17 protein-coding genes and 2 tRNA genes are annotated in these 17,649 nt (G+C 46.9%); 9 read left to right on the top strand and 10 right to left on the bottom strand.

From position 1 onward, the window contains the following. Window positions 1-1,212: ATP-binding protein (locus F4Y39_23980; protein MYC16798.1), on the top strand; the 1,212-nt coding region annotated here is incomplete at its 5' end. A gap of 40 nt (window positions 1,213-1,252) precedes the next feature. On the opposite strand, the gene F4Y39_23975 is transcribed toward F4Y39_23980, so the two are convergent. From F4Y39_23975 to F4Y39_23960, 4 genes are all read right to left on the bottom strand, one after another. Further along, on the bottom strand, window positions 1,253-2,563 hold the full coding sequence (locus F4Y39_23975; protein MYC16797.1) for a hypothetical protein: 1,311 nt from the start codon (window positions 2,561-2,563) through the stop codon (window positions 1,253-1,255). Window positions 2,564-2,581: 18 nt separating this feature from the next. Then, window positions 2,582-3,508 (bottom strand): peptidoglycan DD-metalloendopeptidase family protein, encoded by a 927-nt coding sequence (locus tag F4Y39_23970; protein ID MYC16796.1) that lies wholly within the window; start codon window positions 3,506-3,508, stop codon window positions 2,582-2,584. Window positions 3,509-3,643: 135 nt separating this feature from the next. After that, window positions 3,644-4,999, bottom strand: a complete 1,356-nt coding sequence (locus F4Y39_23965; protein MYC16795.1) for an HD domain-containing protein — start codon at window positions 4,997-4,999, stop codon at window positions 3,644-3,646. Between the two features lie 60 nt (window positions 5,000-5,059). After that, window positions 5,060-5,725, bottom strand: coding sequence for a TetR/AcrR family transcriptional regulator (locus F4Y39_23960; protein MYC16794.1), 666 nt, complete (start codon window positions 5,723-5,725; stop codon window positions 5,060-5,062). Between the two features lie 280 nt (window positions 5,726-6,005). Here F4Y39_23960 and F4Y39_23955 point away from each other — a divergent pair. The 4 genes from F4Y39_23955 to F4Y39_23940 all read left to right on the top strand — a co-directional run bounded on the left by F4Y39_23955 (window position 6,006) and on the right by F4Y39_23940 (window position 8,191). Next, window positions 6,006-6,079, top strand: a tRNA-Arg gene (locus tag F4Y39_23955). A 16-nt stretch (window positions 6,080-6,095) separates the two neighbouring features. Next, window positions 6,096-6,172, top strand: a tRNA-His gene (locus tag F4Y39_23950). Window positions 6,173-6,248: 76 nt separating this feature from the next. After that, complete coding sequence (locus F4Y39_23945; protein MYC16793.1) at window positions 6,249-7,607, top strand: nucleotide pyrophosphatase; 1,359 nt, start codon at window positions 6,249-6,251, stop codon at window positions 7,605-7,607. Beyond that, a complete protein-coding gene (locus F4Y39_23940; GenBank protein ID MYC16792.1) occupies window positions 7,604-8,191 on the top strand; it encodes a hypothetical protein in 588 nt (195 codons plus the stop codon). Before F4Y39_23945 ends, F4Y39_23940 begins: the two co-directional genes overlap by 4 nt. A gap of 77 nt (window positions 8,192-8,268) precedes the next feature. Here the strand turns inward: F4Y39_23940 and nrdR are convergent, their stop codons facing one another. From nrdR to F4Y39_23925, 3 genes are all read right to left on the bottom strand, one after another. After that, window positions 8,269-8,721: a transcriptional repressor NrdR gene (nrdR, locus tag F4Y39_23935; GenBank protein ID MYC16791.1), complete on the bottom strand. Its 453-nt coding sequence runs from the start codon at window positions 8,719-8,721 to the stop codon at window positions 8,269-8,271. A gap of 186 nt (window positions 8,722-8,907) precedes the next feature. Beyond that, window positions 8,908-9,819 (bottom strand): porin family protein, encoded by a 912-nt coding sequence (locus tag F4Y39_23930; GenBank protein MYC16790.1) that lies wholly within the window; start codon window positions 9,817-9,819, stop codon window positions 8,908-8,910. Between the two features lie 27 nt (window positions 9,820-9,846). Further along, window positions 9,847-10,794, bottom strand: coding sequence for a hypothetical protein (locus F4Y39_23925; GenBank protein ID MYC16789.1), 948 nt, complete (start codon window positions 10,792-10,794; stop codon window positions 9,847-9,849). Window positions 10,795-11,055: 261 nt separating this feature from the next. On the opposite strand from F4Y39_23925, the gene F4Y39_23920 reads away from it, so the two are divergent. From F4Y39_23920 to F4Y39_23905, 4 genes are all read left to right on the top strand, one after another. Then, a complete protein-coding gene (locus tag F4Y39_23920; GenBank protein ID MYC16788.1) occupies window positions 11,056-11,826 on the top strand; it encodes a class I SAM-dependent methyltransferase in 771 nt (256 codons plus the stop codon). Window positions 11,827-11,841: 15 nt separating this feature from the next. Next, window positions 11,842-12,219, top strand: coding sequence for a helix-turn-helix transcriptional regulator (locus F4Y39_23915; protein ID MYC16787.1), 378 nt, complete (start codon window positions 11,842-11,844; stop codon window positions 12,217-12,219). Between the two features lie 813 nt (window positions 12,220-13,032). Beyond that, window positions 13,033-13,290 (top strand): hypothetical protein, encoded by a 258-nt coding sequence (locus tag F4Y39_23910; protein MYC16786.1) that lies wholly within the window; start codon window positions 13,033-13,035, stop codon window positions 13,288-13,290. Window positions 13,291-14,034: 744 nt separating this feature from the next. Continuing rightward, a complete protein-coding gene (locus F4Y39_23905) occupies window positions 14,035-14,949 on the top strand; it encodes a hypothetical protein (protein ID MYC16785.1) in 915 nt (304 codons plus the stop codon). Window positions 14,950-15,025: 76 nt separating this feature from the next. Here the strand turns inward: F4Y39_23905 and F4Y39_23900 are convergent, their stop codons facing one another. The 3 genes from F4Y39_23900 to F4Y39_23890 all read right to left on the bottom strand — a co-directional run bounded on the left by F4Y39_23900 (window position 15,026) and on the right by F4Y39_23890 (window position 17,221). Beyond that, window positions 15,026-15,313: a hypothetical protein gene (locus F4Y39_23900; GenBank protein MYC16784.1), complete on the bottom strand. Its 288-nt coding sequence runs from the start codon at window positions 15,311-15,313 to the stop codon at window positions 15,026-15,028. A gap of 218 nt (window positions 15,314-15,531) precedes the next feature. Next, complete coding sequence (locus F4Y39_23895; GenBank protein MYC16783.1) at window positions 15,532-16,587, bottom strand: hypothetical protein; 1,056 nt, start codon at window positions 16,585-16,587, stop codon at window positions 15,532-15,534. Between the two features lie 247 nt (window positions 16,588-16,834). Continuing rightward, window positions 16,835-17,221 carry a hypothetical protein gene (locus F4Y39_23890; GenBank protein MYC16782.1) on the bottom strand — a complete coding sequence of 129 codons (387 nt, stop codon included), beginning with the start codon at window positions 17,219-17,221 and terminating at the stop codon, window positions 16,835-16,837. Between the last annotated feature and the right edge of the window lie 428 nt (window positions 17,222-17,649).

Raw genomic sequence — 17,649 nt, 5'->3', positions numbered from 1 at the left:
GCTTCCAGGTTGGGGCGTCTCATTGCTTTGACAGGTGCGCGACAAACGGGCAAGACCACACTGGTACAAACGGGATTTTCCGACTATTCATATATTTCCCTCGATGATCCGATCACGCGCCCAGATTTCACAGCGCTTTCGGCTGCACAGTGGTATCAACAGTATCCCAATGTCATTCTGGATGAAGTGCAAAAAGCACCTGCGATCATAGAGTCTATCAAAGCCGTTTACGATCAGTATCCCGATGCGCGCAGTATCTTGCTCGGTTCCAGCCAAATCCTGTTAATGGAACAGATCCGCGAAAGTTTGGCCGGGCGTATCTCCCTGGTTGAGCTGTATCCTCTCACATTACCGGAAATGCTGACGGATTCCTGGGATGACACTATTGTGGATTCCAGATTCATCCGTTTTCTAAAAACTGGTGAACGCGATATTTTGTATTCGGGTATGCCACTCCAGAGCGAACGCTACGCACGGGTAGTACATCACATGGCACATTATCTGAATTTTGGTGCCCTGCCAGCCGTCGTTGATCCCATGCTCACTGTCCGCGATAAATACGATTGGTTGCACGACTACATCCAAACCTATCTTCAGCGCGACCTGCGCGATCTCGCCAATTTGCGCGATCTCACTCCGTTTGCTCGCATGCAGCGTGCATTGGCAGGGCTGACTGGCGTGTTGCTCAATATGAATGAATTGGCTCAACTTGCTGGCGTCACATCCAAAACCGTCAAACGCTTCATTTCATATCTCGAAATAAGCTACCAGGTCATTTTGTTACAACCGTGGTTTCGCAACCTGAATAAACGCCTGTCCAAAGCACCAAAAGTTCATTTTCTCGATCCTGGCATCCAGCGTGCGTTGCTCAATCGACGCGGTCAACTCACAGGCCATGAATTTGAAAGTGCTATTATTGCTGAAATTTACAAACAAATTCAAAATAGCCGGTTGCCCATTGATTGTTACCATCTGCGCACGGCTGATGGACGCGAAGTCGATTTGTTGCTCGAAACCGAACATGGCTTTGTGCCTATTGAAATAAAAATGGCGGAACGCGTCGCTTCCACAGATGCCCGCCATTTGCGCAAACTCGACGAAATTTTAGACAAACCCATTTTGCAGGGACTGGTGCTCTCTAATGATCCTCGCATTCACGATCTGGGCGATGATATTGTAGCACAACCTGTGGGTTGGGCACTTGGCGCATAATTAACTCAACAGCCCCCCGGTGATCACCGGAGGGCTGTTTTTATTTTTTACGAAGGATATAGAGTCTCAATTCACTCGGCGGTGGGATTTTTTTTCTGGGTCTGTCGCGGTTGCGGTCCAGTGTTTCCCAGCGCAAGACGTGTTGCTCTCCGGGACGTGTTCCATTGCCGCGAGCACTGCGCAGGTTGACAGTCATGCCCGGATAATCAGATGTCACTTGTTCTAATCCATCGGGAATCTCGTTATCGGGTGGTGGGTATGTCCCGATCACTTGCAGAGTTTGGGGATGTAATTTCCAGATTCCCTGGCCTTCTTTTATATGCCAATAGCTCATGCTGAGGCCCTCATCGGCCTCTGGCTGGATACCGCCCAATCGAATTTCAGCACCGATGGAGCCGCCGCCCCCAAACTCCCACCGATAGGTCCAATCGCTCACTTTGTAAAATACCCACTCGCCATTTTCCAAACGCGCACAATAGGCTTGTGTGTATCCATTTTCGTCGTGTTTGTGATAGCTGATCACGGCGCGTTTCTGGTCGTCGAAACCCAGGGATTGCGTCATATTGATCAACCCACCCCCTGGGGGTACGGGATCGATAGTGGCACCACTTTCTATTGTAATTGGCAAAGTTAGTGCGTTGCCGCCGCCTGTTTCCCAGGACATGAGATCTGGACTGCGTGCATAAGAAATACTGTGATTGGTCGCACAATCGGGTGTATCGCGCCAGATCCAGACCATGTGATAAATCCCGTCTGGCCCTTTTTCGGGCATGCGCGCATACGCATTCATGCGATCGAGCCCATCGAGCAATGGCGTACTGAGCATCCGGTGCCAGGTTTTTGTCTGGACATCATAGACGTTGTAAAAATCGACGCCATTGCCGCTCCTGCCATCTCGAAATCGAAAAATCAATTCATTATTGGGACCGCGCATAAACACGGGGTAGGTACAGCGATCCTCATTTTTGCCGACCATAAAGTCTATGCGTTCCAAACTCGTCACATCGAGTGGGCGCGTTGTGCGAAAATAAATCAAGGGATCCACATGCATATTGCCGCACAAATGAATATGGCCATCGTCGTCGATGGCCATGGTCAGTGAATTGTGACTGTCCCATCCGATCTCCGATGACAGTCGGCCCCGATTCTCCAGCCATATACCTTCGGGGTGTGCAAATATCCAGGTCTCTTCATCTATCTTTCGCATTCCAACGGTCATTTTGCGTTCGGCATTGTAAAACGCGATAAATTGCACATCGCCGTGGGTCAATAGATCAAATCCGACGGGATGACCAGACCAGACCGTTGCGACAGATAGCGAACTATAAACAGAAAGTGTACTGGAACTCATAGTTTATCCTCTGATTCGTTAAAACAAAGAGCGCGTTTTTTGATCAAAGATGTAGTGTTTGGGATTTTCGGGATCGCCATTTTTGTAGACTGAGTAGTGGAGATGTGGGGCTGTTGAGCGTCCTGTTCTGCCCATCTCCCCAATCTTTTCACCGCGTTTGACGCGATCACCCTGCTTGCCAGACGGCCTGCCATTGAGGTGCCCGTATAGCGTTTGTAAGCCATAGCCGTGGTCGATAATCACATACCATCCCAAACGATTATTATAGTTAATTTTATCTATTTTCCCATCGGCTGCAGCGATAATAGGCGTGCCCCTGCGACCGGGATAATCGATACCAAAGTGAAATTGCCTACGCCCGGTGAATGGATCGCGACGGTAGCCAAATCCCGATGATATTCTCGGATTTTTCATCCTTACAGGGGTAATTGAAGGTATGTGCTGGCGCATCTGGATGTCTTTGCTGAGTACTGTCAAAATCGTATCAAAACTGGTTTTCAGAAAGTGCGCTTCTCGCAAGAGTTGATCCATATTGGTGCGGTTATAAGTCAGAAGATCTGAGACGTCGTCTGAGACGGCATTTTCCCATTCTGGCAGTATGGCATCTCCACCTCCCACACCTATTTGACGGACTTCGTCACTCGGCTCGGACAGGTCAACCCAGGCGCGCATGATGCGATCTTTTTCCTGTAGCTGGTCCATGTTGTGGCGCATGTTTTCCAATTCTTCTTGAATTAAGACAAATTCGCGTTGGAGTGCCGTGTTTTCCTCCTTGAGTTCGGCGAGTCTTTCCCTTTTGCCAATTGTGGCTACATAGCCGAGTGAGAGAAAAAGGAGTAGGCATAATGCACTTATACTGCCGATAAATTTGGGGCGTGAGAGATGGTATTCTTTGATATAACCTTCATTGTGGGAGATAAACATTAAAGTCAGATATTTTTTCATGCAAAAAATCCAGGTAAAGGTGAGAGTGACTTATCTATGGCTGAGGGAGAATATAGAACTTTCAATTTTCAATAAATCCAGGTAAAGTAAATCTACATTTAGAAGTGAGCAATATATAACTTTTTACTCATTTTATCAAGCTCTGACTGTTCCCCAGTTTTTCAGAAATGCGAAGGCTTCATCGCGCACGGCCTGGCGTAAATTGGGAATATCGTCGCAGAAGATACGCACCACTTTAGCCTGTGCCTCAAAATTGTCGATCAGATAATTTTTGAGCAAAGAAACTTCCGGGTCGTCAAAGCTCAAGGGTTCTGTTTTTTCTACGGGGATGTGGGCGTCAAAAAAAACTTTGAGATCTACTTCGGGAATTTTGTCAAATTGGAGAATGTCGAGGAGTATTTCATCGCCGCAGAGGTTGAGATTGTGCTTTGAGGAAAGGTGGGTGCAAAAGGCCATCTCAAGTTCCCGCCGCTGGTCGGGTGCGTCATAGAGACGACGAAATAGATTTATGAGGTTGCGCGCGTATTCATGGGGAAAGAATATGCGCGCAACTTTGAAGAGTTTGCGTCTTTTGAGACGGCCAATCAGGCTGGTTCGATAGGAGATCTCGAGTTCGGTGTGTTCTTTTTCGAGACGGTGAAGCAGGTCAGATTCGGTGGCGCGGTCAAAATCATTTTCCGTCAGCGAACAGTTGGGATGCGCCAAAAGGTCCTGTATCCCGCGCTTGAACATGGCATTGGCTGAGCGAACCGCGTGGTGCCAATAAACATTGCGATACATCAGATAACTGGTAAAGATGAGTGCTTCAGCCGCAGATACGCCTTTGTAAGTGATGGCTGGTCGCTGTGTCGCGTGATGGTATGTAATTGAGGATAGGAGGCGGTCTCTATTCACGCTCTCGCCAAATGGGACACCGCAGTAGCGCGCGTCGCGCAGAAGATAGTCAATTTTGTCGGGATCGAGCGTACCGCTGAGAATGTGGGCAAGGCGCATATCGCGGTCGGGAATGGTGCGTTGCTGGTAATCGATGACATTTGCAACGCGCTGGGGATCAATACCCACTTTGAGAAGCGCGGCATGAATTTCTGTGCTTGGATCTTCAATGATGTAGCGCCCCCGCGTTTCATGGTCAATAAAAAACATCTGCATTTCTTCGAGCAGATGCGAAAAGGGATAATGACCGATGTCGTGCAACAAACTCGCCGCGAGAAGTACGCGCACATCGTCGATATCAATATCTGGAGGGGGCTGGGTTTTGAGCAATTGCTTGAGGAAATGGCCCGCAATGTGAAACACACCTAAAGCGTGTTCAAAACGCGAGTGGCGGGCTCCGGGATACACGAGCAAGACGTGCCCGAGTTGTGATATATCGCGAAGACGTTGAAATTCTTCGGCATCAACAATGGGTAAAAAATCGGGCGGTATGTGGATATAACCCCAAATGGGATCCCGGATTGCTTTGCCTTCTTCAAGAAAGCGTAAATCGATCATGAGAGGATTAAAGTAAAAGGCGAATAGACGAATAGACGAATTCCGCCCCGCCACCCAAAATCAGTGCGAACTTCGTTGATTCGCTGATTCGTTGATTCGCTGATTCGTTGATTCGTCCATTCGCAGTCCGCGCACAAAAATTGTCACGAGATTTTCAATCATGGCGTCATCGCGTTCTGGTGTATCGGTTTCATTTCTCGCAACAAAACGGCTGATGCAGTATTGCAGGAGTGAAAAGAAGAAAGAGCGAAGCGATTCAGCCGGATCAACCGCGCAAAACTGGCCCTGATCGACACCGGTTTGAATGGCCTGGCGAATGGATCGCATGTGGGGGTTGCTGTAAATTGCGAAAAATTTTTCTCGAAATTTGTGATCTTCGAGTGCGCTGTACATCATCAGGCGTATGAATGTCGGATCTCTGCGATTGCGATTGACAAATGTCTGGGCAAAGTCGCGCAAGAGGTGTTCGATATTGCGTGGGTCTGGCGGAGGGATTGTGTCTTGATCCCACTGTTCTGAACGTTTTTCAACTGTGTATGTGATAATGGCATTGTAGAGGTCTTCTTTGGTCGCAAAATGCCTGAAGATAATGGCTTCCGAAACATCTGCTGCACGGGCAATGGCACGTGTGGTGGTACCGGTAAATCCTTTGGTGGCGAACAGCGTCATTGCCACTTCGATAATTTGGGTGCGCCGTTCGGCTTGTGTGAGTCGTTTTCTAGACATGCTGTGGGCTAATAATTTTGGGGTGAATAATCGGATATTGAACAAAATATCATCAGGGAAAGAATGGTTGTCAAGTTCAAAAAAAATTGGGATTTGGAGCAAAATGAAGTGTAAAATCTGCCACTTATCGCCTGGGTCTGCCGCCTTGCGAAGGATCGGCGGAGATGGAAAAGAGTTACTTTTGCTTGACACTTTTTGATCAATATGATAATTTTGCTCTCAAATAGGATGTGTCTGGTATTCGCTTAACCCTTGAAGAATCCTCAAGGGCTGGTCTTTTGCTCCCGTAGCTCAGCTGGATAGAGCAACTGCCTTCTAAGCAGTAGGTCGCAGGTTCGAGCCCTGCCGGGAGTGTTTTGCGTTTTGTGTGGTGGGTGTAGCTCAGTCGGTCAGAGCGCCTGGTTGTGGCCCAGGAGGTCGGGGGTTCAAATCCCCTCACTCACCCCATATTTTTACTATGTCTTGGGCTTTTAGCTTCTATATACAAGGGGTTAAAAGCCCTGTTTTATTTTAAGGCAGATAGATGCTTAATTTTTTTCGGCGAAATAGAGCCAAATTTAGTCGCGTCGTTGTTCTGGGTCTGGATGGCATGCCACATAGCCTGTTGCAACGTTTGATTGCCGAGGGGATTATGCCCAATTTTCAGCAGTTGATCGTTCATGGGTCTCTGATGTCTATGACGTCGGTGCTGCCTACGGTATCGTCAACTGCCTGGGCATCAATTGCGACGGGTTGCAACCCGGGCAAGCACGGGATCTTTGGATTTATTGACCGTGTCCCCCAAACGTATGAGATGTTTATTCCATCTTCGAGAACGTTGCGAAGCAGGACGTGGGTTGATCTGTTTAGCAATATGGGACAGCGGGTTTTTTCTATGGGTGTGCCCACTACTTTTCCCCCACGAAAAGTCAATGGTATCTTGATTTCGGGCTTTTTATCACCCGATTTGAAGCGGGCAACCTATCCGCCTGCGATAGCTTCTGAACTGGAATCCATGGGGTATTTGATCGATATTGACGCCTGGCAAGCGCGGGAAAATCGCCAGAAATTTCTCGACGAGATATTCTGGGCACTCAACCGACGTGCAGAGGCTATGTTCAAGTATTACGCTCAGGAATCGTGGGATTTATTTGTGGCGCATTTTATGGATACCGACCGGCTGCACCACTTTCTCTGGGGCGATGTGGCGAGAGGAGATATGTCGCACACCACGTGGTTTAATCGGTTTTACGCACGCGTAGATGAAATCATTGGGGAACTGGTTTCGCGGTTATACGGCAATACGTTGCTCATGATTGTGTCGGATCACGGTTTTTGCACCCTGCAGCGCGAGGTGCATTTGAATTTTTGGCTGCAACAGATGGGGCTGTTGTCTTTTGCATCGTCTGAACCAAAGCAGTTGAGAGACCTGGATCCTCGAACGCGGTGTTATTCATTGTTGCCCGGGCGATTTTACGTGAATCTAAAGGGCAGAGAGCGCGAGGGTTGCGTGCAGGCAGGTGCTGAATACGAGCAGGTTCGGCGAGATGTGGCAGATGCGCTGATGGAAATTCGCGATCCCGATGGTGGGACACCAGTTATTGATCGCGTGTTGATGCGCGAAGAGGCATTTGTTGGTGACGACCTCGATGCGGCACCCGATCTTATGGCAGTGCCTGCGCAGGGATACGATTTGAAGGGTGGTTTTGAAAAGCGCGTTTTGTTTGAATCCAGCCCGGTGAATGGCACGCATACCTTCGATGATGCGCTGTGGTTTGCCAATGCGCCTGGTTTGGCGTCTGATGACGCGACGGTGATGGATATTTTGCCTACGATGATGGCTCTGTTGGGGCTGGAAAGCCCTGATGGGGTGGATGGTCGAGTCGTGAGAGGGGCTTTGTGAAACGTTTTGTTTTTTGCTGTGCAGTTATATTGCTTTGGACCGATATACACGCGGATGATCACCACGTTCTGGATACGAGCAAAGAGGGTATGGAGGCGATTTCTAAAGCTCTGGGGGTAAAATGCGAGTATTGCCATCCGTCTGTGAATGAGGCTGGTGAACGCGATTACAAAGCACCATCTCCGTTGAAGAAAACAGCGCTTTATATGAAGCATCATTTTGTGGATGGTCTGGTTACAACAGCGGGAAAATCAATTGATTGTGCTTTTTGCCACACGGGTACGGCGCGGTTTGTGGTGCGCGATACGAGTGCAGCTAAGCCTTCGCGGTTGGCGGGCATGTCGCGTGGAGAAATTGTGGCGATGATGAAAGAAATGCAGAAAGCATTGGGTGTGAAGGCATGCGACTATTGCCATGTGAGAAGGCGCGATGGCCGGCTCGATCCGGTTACGCCCACGTCCAATAAGGTTGTTGCACGCATGATGATGGAGAAGTTTACGGATCGCTTATTGGATATTAAAACGGGCAAGCCCGCAACGTGTCAGACTTGTCATGATGGGAAAGCGAAGTTTTTAGGAAGGTGAGAAGTGAGACGTAAAAGGTGAGCACAGACTCTTTTACGTCTTGTATCTTTGTGTCTTTGTGTGAGATATATTACATCTCACCTTTCAAATTGCCGCAGTTCTTTTTCAAAATCGCTGAGGTCTTTGAATTGGCGGTACACAGAGGCAAAGCGCACGTAGGCGACATCGTCGAGGCGTTTGAGTTCTGTCATGACAAGTTCGCCAATGTGCTGTTTGGCTTCTATTTCTCGTTCGCCTCTGCTTACGAGTTGATCTTCGATTCGGTCGGCGATTTCTTCAATCTGAGTTGTTGAGATCGGACGTTTGGTGCAGGAGAGTCGGATTTTGTCCATGAGTTTGTTTTTGTCAAAGATTTCGCGCCGTCCATCGGATTTGATAACGGTGAGAGGGGTGTCTTCGATGTATTCGTAGGTCGTAAATCGACGTTCACACCCCAGGCATTCTCGGCGTCGTCGAATGGCGGTGCCTTCTTTACTCGATCTGGAATCGACCACCTTGTCTTCTATCACGCCACAATAAGGACATTTCATAAGATAGGATTCCTTTCTTAAAATCAACATGATATTGTGTGTTGCTCAAATTATAGCACTAAATATAGGGTACTGTCAAGAAGGGAATTGTAGATGTTTGTTAAAATCAATGGCGCGTACAAAAAATGGGACCCATCATTTACTCGATGCGTCCCATTTTTGATTTTATGTGGTGGTTTTAGTGTGCTATCTGTGGTAGGAGATACCCAGTGTTATAGGCATCAGATATGGAGACGAGTTCAACTTAAAAAATGGTGCATCCACGCGCAATTCGAGTCTCAGGCGGCTTCGAGTGAGTCGCAGAGCCTCTATTCCGAAGACCGCATAAGCACCCAGTCCTGACCTGTCGTCGTTTGTATAGCTGGCACCTATTATGGCTAATCCACCGCCCAGATAAGGCGAAAAATTCTGCTTGTTAAAGAAGTAACGCCCGCCGATTGACCAGGAGATGAATCCAAAGTCCCCGCCCCACTCGTCGCCACCTCCGGTAAACCGCAACTCGGTTCCCACATCATAGTCCGGTACCTCATAAGACCATCCAATCTCCCAGCCAGGTTTGGCCTTTATGCCTGTGTCAGGGACAAAGGTTCCGAAGATTCCTATATTCCAAAGGGACTCACCGGTTATCTTTCGATGTATGGGGGCATCCTGTTCGACGACATTTTCCATGTTGACCGTAGTATCAATGGGTTTCTGGTGGATGAGTGCCTCAACCAGCCTGGGCGCGGCAGAGATCATTTCTTCGATATTGCCAAGCAAGAGCTGTCGGTCACTTGCGACTGTTCCGACAGGGGTTTCCCAGCTCAAGCGAACGAGAACCTTTTCGCCCAGGCGGCGCAAAACAACGCGATAGACATTCGCCGTGTTCTGTACCTGGTAAACGGGATCGCCAACCGATATACCCTGTTTTCGCAATTCATAACACACCAGCATGGCCGCGGTCTGCGCGTCGGATTCGTGAATGCCCGGATGATCTCCAATTAAGCAGATGGCACTGGCGGGTACCGGATCATTGGCCTGTGCAAGAGCAGGGACCGCTGATAAGATAAGGAAAACAAGGGCAAATAAATTGACCCGGAGTATCGTTAGATTGAACATCATATCTCCTTTCAAAGCGCCTGCCAATTAGAACGCCTTTCCAAATCCTATAGCAAGGGATAGCCCACTAAAATCGCCTGGTGAACCCATTGCGTCGATGAATCGAGCCAGGGTGTAGCGGCCTTCGATGGTGAGGGCGAGATTTTTTTTCGCGCCGAAATGGATATTCAGACCAGAAGCGAGATGGCCGCCCAGGGTCAGGGAGGTGCTTGGGAAATCATTGAGGGTAAGAGGGACCGTAAGATTGAGGCTATTGTGTCTATTGCGAATTGTTCTGTCTAAACCCAAATTGTTCCCGTAGTACCCCAGTCGGTGTGATCGGTGATCCAGCCGGATGATGGGACCAAAACCAAATCCAATGTGGGGATTGATGCGCGATGTGGGCGCAAAGTGGCGTTGGAGACCGATGGGTATGGCGATCAGGGTGATTCGCGTTGTACCCAGGGGCATAAGGTCTCCCAGAATAGCCCTGGATCTGGACAGGCCATAGGTGATAAATTCAGGGCTGGACATAAAGCGTGTGTGTGGAGATAGCTTGTGGTCGTAATTGAGGCGATATCCAAATCCACCGCTGGCTGTTGAAAAAAACATCCCGATATGATTGAGCAATTCCCTCGGGTCGGGAAGTGGCGCATAGGTAGGATATGGTCTGGCTACATTGCCAAGAACTGATTGGTCGGGACCACCGAGGATGCAAGGAGCATAGGGGCTTGGTGGGCCTTTGGGCACTGTAGAGAGCGAATCGGTCGGAAGCGAAATAGTGCCCTCGGGGATCGGGAGTGGCAGGGTGCCTTCGGGGATGTGGATCGTTATTTTTCCGTTGGAGTTGATGCCAATGGCACTGTTGCCGCGTTTTATTGAACCCGACAATTGGGCTTTGGATTTTTTTAGTGAGGGTTCAATATGCGGCGCAGATGATGCCGTGACGGGCAAGCAGACGAGCGCGGCCAGCAAAAACATTCTAATCTGTGACATGGTAACCTCCTGAAAGTGTATGACCCCGGCTGGATAATCGTATATGCAAAATCTGTGCCGTAAATTATTTTAAAAGAATAAATAATATAAATACCTGTTTTTATAGTATTTTATATTGTATTGTAATATTTGAGTAAGAAAGCTATATGTGTGTTTTTTCAGCACAGGTGTTGTCAAATTGATACAGTAAGGGTTTGAAATGGGTAAAAAGTTGATATTTACAACTTGACCCGCGTAGCGGATTTCTGCATGAATAATTAATTGTCTAAGCAAAAACCAAAGAGGGAACAAGTGAATCACATATCGCTGGAATCCGAAAATGAAGCCGTCAAGCGCGCGCTTGAGTCGTCCTATTGTCCCGAACCGATCAGGCAGGCTCGGCAGAGGCAAGACGAGATTCTAAGCGAGCGACTTCGGCAGGGTCCATACAAAATTGCGGATATCGGGTGTGGCAATGGCTATCACGCCGTTCTGTTCGCGCCGCACTGTCTTTTGTATCACGGCTTTGAAATATCGCCCGAAATGGCTGAAGACGCACGCTCGCTGTGGAAAAAAGAACGCATTGACAACGCACAGATATTTATAGGCGATGCCGCCGAGGCAGTAGTTGAGGAGGAGTTTTACGATCTCGTTTTCTGCCTGTATTTTACTCCTGGGAATATCAGGGATAAGTCCGATGATCTCAGCGTGTACACCGATGCCTATCTCGACCGCAATCCGCGGTTTATCTGGACGATTTCTCGTTTTTATCGCGCTCTAAAAATCGGCGGTTCCGCATGTTTCACCATGTATAAGGATGTGCCGGAAACTGAGGCCGCGCAGGTTGATTTCTACGAGCATACAGGGCAGCGCGTTGTGACGCCTTTGGGTTCGCGATTTGTGGCGACTGCCGAAGGTTTTTGGTCCGCAAGGTGGACGCAAGATAGCATCGCGTCCAATCTCGGTGCGTGTGGCATTGAGACCGAGGATATCGCGTTTCACGACCTGAACGATATTGCGTGGTTGGTCGAGGTGGAGAAGCATTCTCAGTAAAAAAGGAGTGTATGCATGACAAGGCGAGAGCTTTATGATAAACAAATAGCAGGTGAGAAAATTCGGCGCTGGCAACGCGAATCGGGTTTACAGGGCCAGGAAATCGCCAAAATGGTTGGGATTAGTGCGCCCTATTTCAGCGATATTCGAAAGGGCAAGCAGCGCGGGTCAATTCCCGTGTTGGCAAAAATTGCAGATGTGTTGGGCAGAAGTGTCGAAGATTTGTTGACGGATCAAAAAACCGGTCAGGAAACAATACAGATCGCCGAACTGAGGAAAGCATTGCAACCGATATTTAAATCAGAAACCGATGATATTATTGAGGGGATTCAACTCTGGCGGAGAGCACCACACAATTTCAAAGCAGCGTTTCGATCCTTGCTCGATGCCTGATGAAGATGAAATGGAGAGATAGAATAAAAGGGAACCGAAAACATCGGTTCCCTTATTTTTTGGTAGCCCAACTGATGCATTCACCGGATACTGTGTGTGGGATCGCTTTCTCATCCACCACACCCACAGGTATCAGAAGTACAATATCGCTCTCGGACTTGAAAAGAAAAAGCAATTCATCACCCGAAAATTGCATCATCCGAACCATCTGAAAAGGTCACTGTATTACCACGAGCTTCTCGAAAAGGGCTATGTTCAATCTCAGACAGCACTTGCAAAGCAGGTGGGAATTTCGAGAACCCAAACCCGCTTGATTCTACAGATGCTTGAATTGGATGAGACAATTAAAGATTTTATTTTGAAATTGGATGACACAGACCCAGGACTGGATTTCCTATCTGTCTATCGGTTGCAGCCGTTACTCCAGGTTAAGAGCAAGGAGAGACAAAGAAGGAAATTTTGGAAAATGATTGAGGAGCAATATCCAGGCCACAGTGTTTGCTATGAGCAGGTTGCGCTATGAATTGATGGCTGAATAAAATAGCTTGACCTTGACCTTTTTCAAGTGGGCGATATATTATCTTTATTGGATGATATATCGCCTATTTGGTTTATAACGGTAGATGAGAGAAATGACATGTCGTTGACAAGGGTTGCGTCCACTACTGAGGACTACCTCGTGCTGTATGTGAAGCGCGATATAGATGGTACAGGATGATTGGGGTGAACCTTCTACATTATCCACGAAAGCGGGGTAACTTCAGTACCTCAATTTTTTAATGTTCGACATAATTTGTTTATAGGAGTAAAAACATGAGAGAAGCAAGGTTTGAATTTCAAGGATCGGTTTATTACATGAAAAAGCCTTATAGAGAGCACCATAACGAATTACTATTGATAGTGGATAATACAATAATTCCAAGCGGTAAAATGAAAAGTTGTCTTATACCGATACAAGAGCATTACAATATAAAGTCAACAGGTACAAGTACCCATCAAAGAGCAGATGCGATTTTTGATCATCTCGAAATAAACTCACCCGGCAAGGGCTTAAAAATTTTACCGTTGTAAGGTTTAATCTGGGTATCTAAGATATGGAGTTACCCCGCTTCGGTGGAGAGTTTAGGGGCTTGTGTGTCAAGCCTGTGTTTGATGCAGTTTTTTATAATGGTATATCTTCTCCGTCGAGCCGCACTTTGGGCAAAATTGCTCCCTTTTCTAGCGCACAGATTCGAGATATGACAGACATGCTTCTGGTGTTGAATACCTCTGTGAAAAGGCGATTAAGCCATCCATGACACACGCTCCTCTACTTCTGCTTGTCTTTTGGCTTAACCCTGTTTATTTTCTGTACAGCGAGGGCCATGTGTCGTCACGCACATTACTACTCCTTGCGTTGTTGCGAACGCAAGCTCTACTTTTTTAACCCAAAAAATAAAGGGTGAGGACAAAAGACTTTGTCAATCTAATAATTCTCGCCTACTGGTCTGGCTGGGATGATTGGCTTGCCCACAAAGATCGGTGGCATTGGGTTGTCTGGAATGCTCTTACTGGCGAGAAAATTATCGAATCGCCACAAGACTATCGTTCACAGGAAGAATGTGAATTTGCTATCAAGATGTTTCAAAGCGATGGAGATTTGCCACAAGGTCAACACATTTGGGGCGGAACCAGACGCAGGAAACAGAGACCTTTTTCGCTTGTAAAAGGCAGAACAGAGGATAAATAATTGCTCGCTTTGTGTCAAGTCTTAGCCAGTAATGACTTACAACTGTTCTGTGGTGGGTGCGGCGGTCTCTTAACAGGAGGGCTGCCATGTTACAACGTATTTTGTTGCTTGCGATATTGTGGGTGGTTTTTGCGGGATGTCATTCAGAAGAGCGTAAAGGCTATGACATTGCGATGGCACAGGGGGTCAGTGAAACCTTTGCGAAGAAATTTGGCAAAGCCTATGCCGATGCGAGAGCAGGCGGAAAAAATGAAGCCTATGCTATCTACTATGCCGATGCGGTAGCAAAAGGGAAGAGTGAAACCTATGCCAAAGCCTATGCCAGTGCGGGAGCAGACGAAAAGAAACGCCAAGCGGAATATGTTGAAGCCTATGCCAATGCGATAGTACGGGGGAAGAGTGACTTCAATGCTCGGGTCTATGCTCTTGGGATAGCAGACGACAGGATGGCAGCCTATGCCAAGAGGATGGGAGTCTATGCCGATTCGATTGCAGCCTATGCCAAAGGCTATGACATTGTGATAGCAGATGGGAAGAGTAAAACCTATGGGGAGAAATATGCCAAAGCCTATGCCAGTGCGATAGCAGATGGGGAGAAAGAAGCTTATGCCAAAGCCTTTGCCGATGCGATAGCAAACGGAAAGAGTGAAACCTATGCCAAAGCCTTTGCCTATGCCTATACCTATAGGGCAGCAAGCGGAGGCGAAGACCGTGAAACCTATATGCACGAATATGCCAAAGCAAGAGCAAACGGAAAGAGTGGGGCCTATGCGCACGAATATGCCAAAGCAAGAGCACAAGAAACTGGAGAACGAAAATCAAGACAGCAAGCGAGAGAATCGTCTTACTACAATCCAACTTATACCTTAATAAGAGATCAGGGGAAGAGTCACATCTACGCAGATACCTATGCGGTATATTATGCTACCCGACGGCTACGAGGAGATAATCACGCAGAGGCGTCTGCCATAGCCCACAGATACGCTGAAATGAGAAGATAAAATACTACCCAAATGAGCAGTAAAAACACTTGCATTTCAGGGGTTACGATGTTATCTTATAGCAAATCGTAACCCTTTATTTTTTGGTTACATACAGGAAAAGAAAAAATCCATGATTTTTTACTTGCAAAATTTCTTTCATTCTCTGATGTAACGCGGTTTCACCATTACAGGAGTATTCGCCAGTTTCAGACGGTGGATGGGCAAAGTGTGTCACTGTTCTTCCGCCATCTCTGAGGGTCAAGGGTTTTTTGCAATTAATGTCAGGACATACTGCTCCACAATTTTTTCCCCTTCTTAAGCGAATGTCGCCAGGGCTAACCAATTCACCTTTCAGGTCTCCATAGGGTATCAGCAAATCCATATCTAACCCCCTTCTTTTTTGCCTTTTGGAAAGGCCGTTAACGAAATTCACTAAAGCGATGCTGTTGCCGAATTGGTCAAGAGGGATCTGTGATTGGAAAAACGGCTGTTTGTAGCCTGAATACAAGCTCTGTATGGACAGAATTCGGAATTCGGCAACAGCATCCAAAGCGGGGTAACTTCACATCTTATGCCAACTGTTTTATACACCAAAACGGGTCAAGTCCAGTTTACAAAATCTTCGATACTGTCGTACTGCTCAATGTATTGGTTAGAAGTGATATTTTTATATTTGTATTTTAATTGATCATCGGGATCAACAATTATCAGTCGTTTTTCTGATAAGCCAGTTGTGCCCAGAAGTAAGCGCGTAGCAGAGTCTCCCTCTGGCAAGCTATATCCTATGACCACGATTTCATCTGAGTCTTTTATTGCAGCGAACGCTCGCTCCCACACACCAATCAACTCGGGGACAGTAAATTGTTTAATGAATGAAGGCAACATCCAAAGTCCCGAATGCCTGCCTTGGTACTGGGGATAATTTGATCCATCTTGAAGATAACCAGGAAAAATTGACTCATTATCATCGTAGAAGAACCTTAATTTCAAATCTGATTTCCAGTTTAATGATCCATGCAACTTATAAATTTGAACTCGTGATTCAATATCGTGTGATTCCGTTATACTTGGAAAATCTTTGAAATCAATTCCATAACCATCTTTTGGCTTCCAAATCCCCATATTAAACAAAGCCTTCTCTATAATCAGATCATAATTGAAGGTTATTATTTGGTCATCACTTTCTATTTTTTTAAGAAAAGGTTCCAAAACATCATTCTGAGTTTCAGGCTTAATTAGCGCGAGATAAATGTAGGTTTGAATACACAGGCGTAATTCATCGAGATCAGTGAAATTCCAGAAAAGAGAACGCTTAGAGTAGCTCGACGTATTTCCGTTCTTATCAATCAATCTTGCTCTAATTTCTCCAGAAGTATTTAGGTCTATGAAAGAGATAAGGGCTTCCAAATTCTCTTGAAAATTACATTCTTTATATGTCTCTCCATTCTCGGTATCGATACAGGGCTTTACGAAGAATTCTGTCTCCAAATATTGCATATAATCACGAATTCTGTCTCCCCAAGCCACCCGATTATTATGTCCAAGCTGGATTTCTTGATTCCGAATATCCCAAAACGTTTTAGCCAAATCTTTCATTACTGGCAAATTTGAAACCGCTTTTGAGAAACCCGATCCTAAGATATAGCATCTTCTCATTGTCTTTCTCTCTCAGAAAATTTATGTTAATATCAACAACTGGAGATGGCTGAGGTTGGAAAAACGGCTGTTTGGGGCCTGAATTCAGGCTCTGTAAGCCCTCTAGTTTAGTTGCATCGAGACAGATTTAGAATTAGGCAACAGCATCTAAAGCGGGGTAACTCCACTCTCCTTTCAATCAAATATGGGGCACCGAGCTTATGGTAAGTCAGCACCCCAATCTCCTGTATAACTGATCGGTTAGAAATCAATGTTCGGATGATCCGATTTCAATATGGACACTCCACCGATCAAACCTCTGCCCTCGTCCGTCAAGTGTGACATTAGTCTCCTGTCCTGGTGACATGTTTATCCTTGAAGTCGGTCCGAGTTCCCGCCCATTGGATAGATGGATTTCAACCCTAACCTGCTGGACAGTCTCGCTGGATGTATTGGTCAGGGTTCCTGTAAATGCCTCTTTCTGATTGTCATAGCTCATAACAAGCGTTATTCCACTCCGAGTCTCAGTCGCTGTGTCTGAAAGCCTATACTGAGTACCCGACTCTCCTTCCTCTCCCGATCCAACTGGGTTATTGCTTCCACACGCAATAAGAGCGATGCCGAGAATAACAGCTTGCAGGTGTGACAAAAACATGGTGTTTTCTCCTGTTTGAATGTTGTTATTCCTCCCTCTTTTTGACATCCTCTAACGTCCGAATGTGGAAAAGGTTCGCTCTTAAGTCCATACAAGGATGATTAGCTGGACTTGCTCCATTTTGGTGGATAACAGCATCAATCGTCTATCACCTAATGCAAATTGCCCTTTTTTCAATCTTATCGTATTTTCTTTCGGCATACACGAATAGGAGATTGTCGAGAATTGTCTTGCCATTGCCTGCGAGAGAGATAATAATACAGTGGTAGGGGCACATTCGGAGAATAGAGGCCGAGCGTTTGACGTGCGGCCTCATCCAGACGTTTGACGAAAACAGGAGATTATAAAGAGATAGTCGCCAGTTATGAGGGCGCGACTGTGCCAGGAGGTGAGCACGCAGAAGGCGGCTATTTACAGTTGTTGAATAG

The organism is Gemmatimonadota bacterium, assembly GCA_009838845.1.
Classification (GTDB): Bacteria; Latescibacterota; UBA2968; order UBA2968; family UBA2968; genus VXRD01.
This window is presented reverse-complemented; position numbering and strand designations above follow the sequence as displayed.

Bases quoted from the DNA above. Each gene is read 5' to 3' on its own strand.
- F4Y39_23965 (MYC16795.1), bottom strand. From the start codon at position 4,999: ATGATCGATTTACGCTTTCTTGAAGAAGGCAAAGCAATCCGGGATCCC.
- F4Y39_23910 (MYC16786.1), top strand. From the start codon at position 13,033: ATGAGAGAAGCAAGGTTTGAATTTCAAGGATCGGTTTATTACATGAAA.
- F4Y39_23930 (MYC16790.1), bottom strand. From the start codon at position 9,819: ATGTTCAATCTAACGATACTCCGGGTCAATTTATTTGCCCTTGTTTTC.
- F4Y39_23925 (MYC16789.1), bottom strand. From the start codon at position 10,794: ATGTCACAGATTAGAATGTTTTTGCTGGCCGCGCTCGTCTGCTTGCCC.
- F4Y39_23905 (MYC16785.1), top strand. From the start codon at position 14,035: ATGTTACAACGTATTTTGTTGCTTGCGATATTGTGGGTGGTTTTTGCG.
- F4Y39_23915 (MYC16787.1), top strand. From the start codon at position 11,842: ATGACAAGGCGAGAGCTTTATGATAAACAAATAGCAGGTGAGAAAATT.
- F4Y39_23970 (MYC16796.1), bottom strand. From the start codon at position 3,508: ATGAAAAAATATCTGACTTTAATGTTTATCTCCCACAATGAAGGTTAT.
- F4Y39_23895 (MYC16783.1), bottom strand. From the start codon at position 16,587: ATGAGAAGATGCTATATCTTAGGATCGGGTTTCTCAAAAGCGGTTTCA.
- F4Y39_23890 (MYC16782.1), bottom strand. From the start codon at position 17,221: ATGTTTTTGTCACACCTGCAAGCTGTTATTCTCGGCATCGCTCTTATT.
- nrdR (MYC16791.1), bottom strand. From the start codon at position 8,721: ATGAAATGTCCTTATTGTGGCGTGATAGAAGACAAGGTGGTCGATTCC.
- F4Y39_23945 (MYC16793.1), top strand. From the start codon at position 6,249: ATGCTTAATTTTTTTCGGCGAAATAGAGCCAAATTTAGTCGCGTCGTT.
- F4Y39_23960 (MYC16794.1), bottom strand. From the start codon at position 5,725: ATGTCTAGAAAACGACTCACACAAGCCGAACGGCGCACCCAAATTATC.
- F4Y39_23900 (MYC16784.1), bottom strand. From the start codon at position 15,313: ATGGATTTGCTGATACCCTATGGAGACCTGAAAGGTGAATTGGTTAGC.
- F4Y39_23975 (MYC16797.1), bottom strand. From the start codon at position 2,563: ATGAGTTCCAGTACACTTTCTGTTTATAGTTCGCTATCTGTCGCAACG.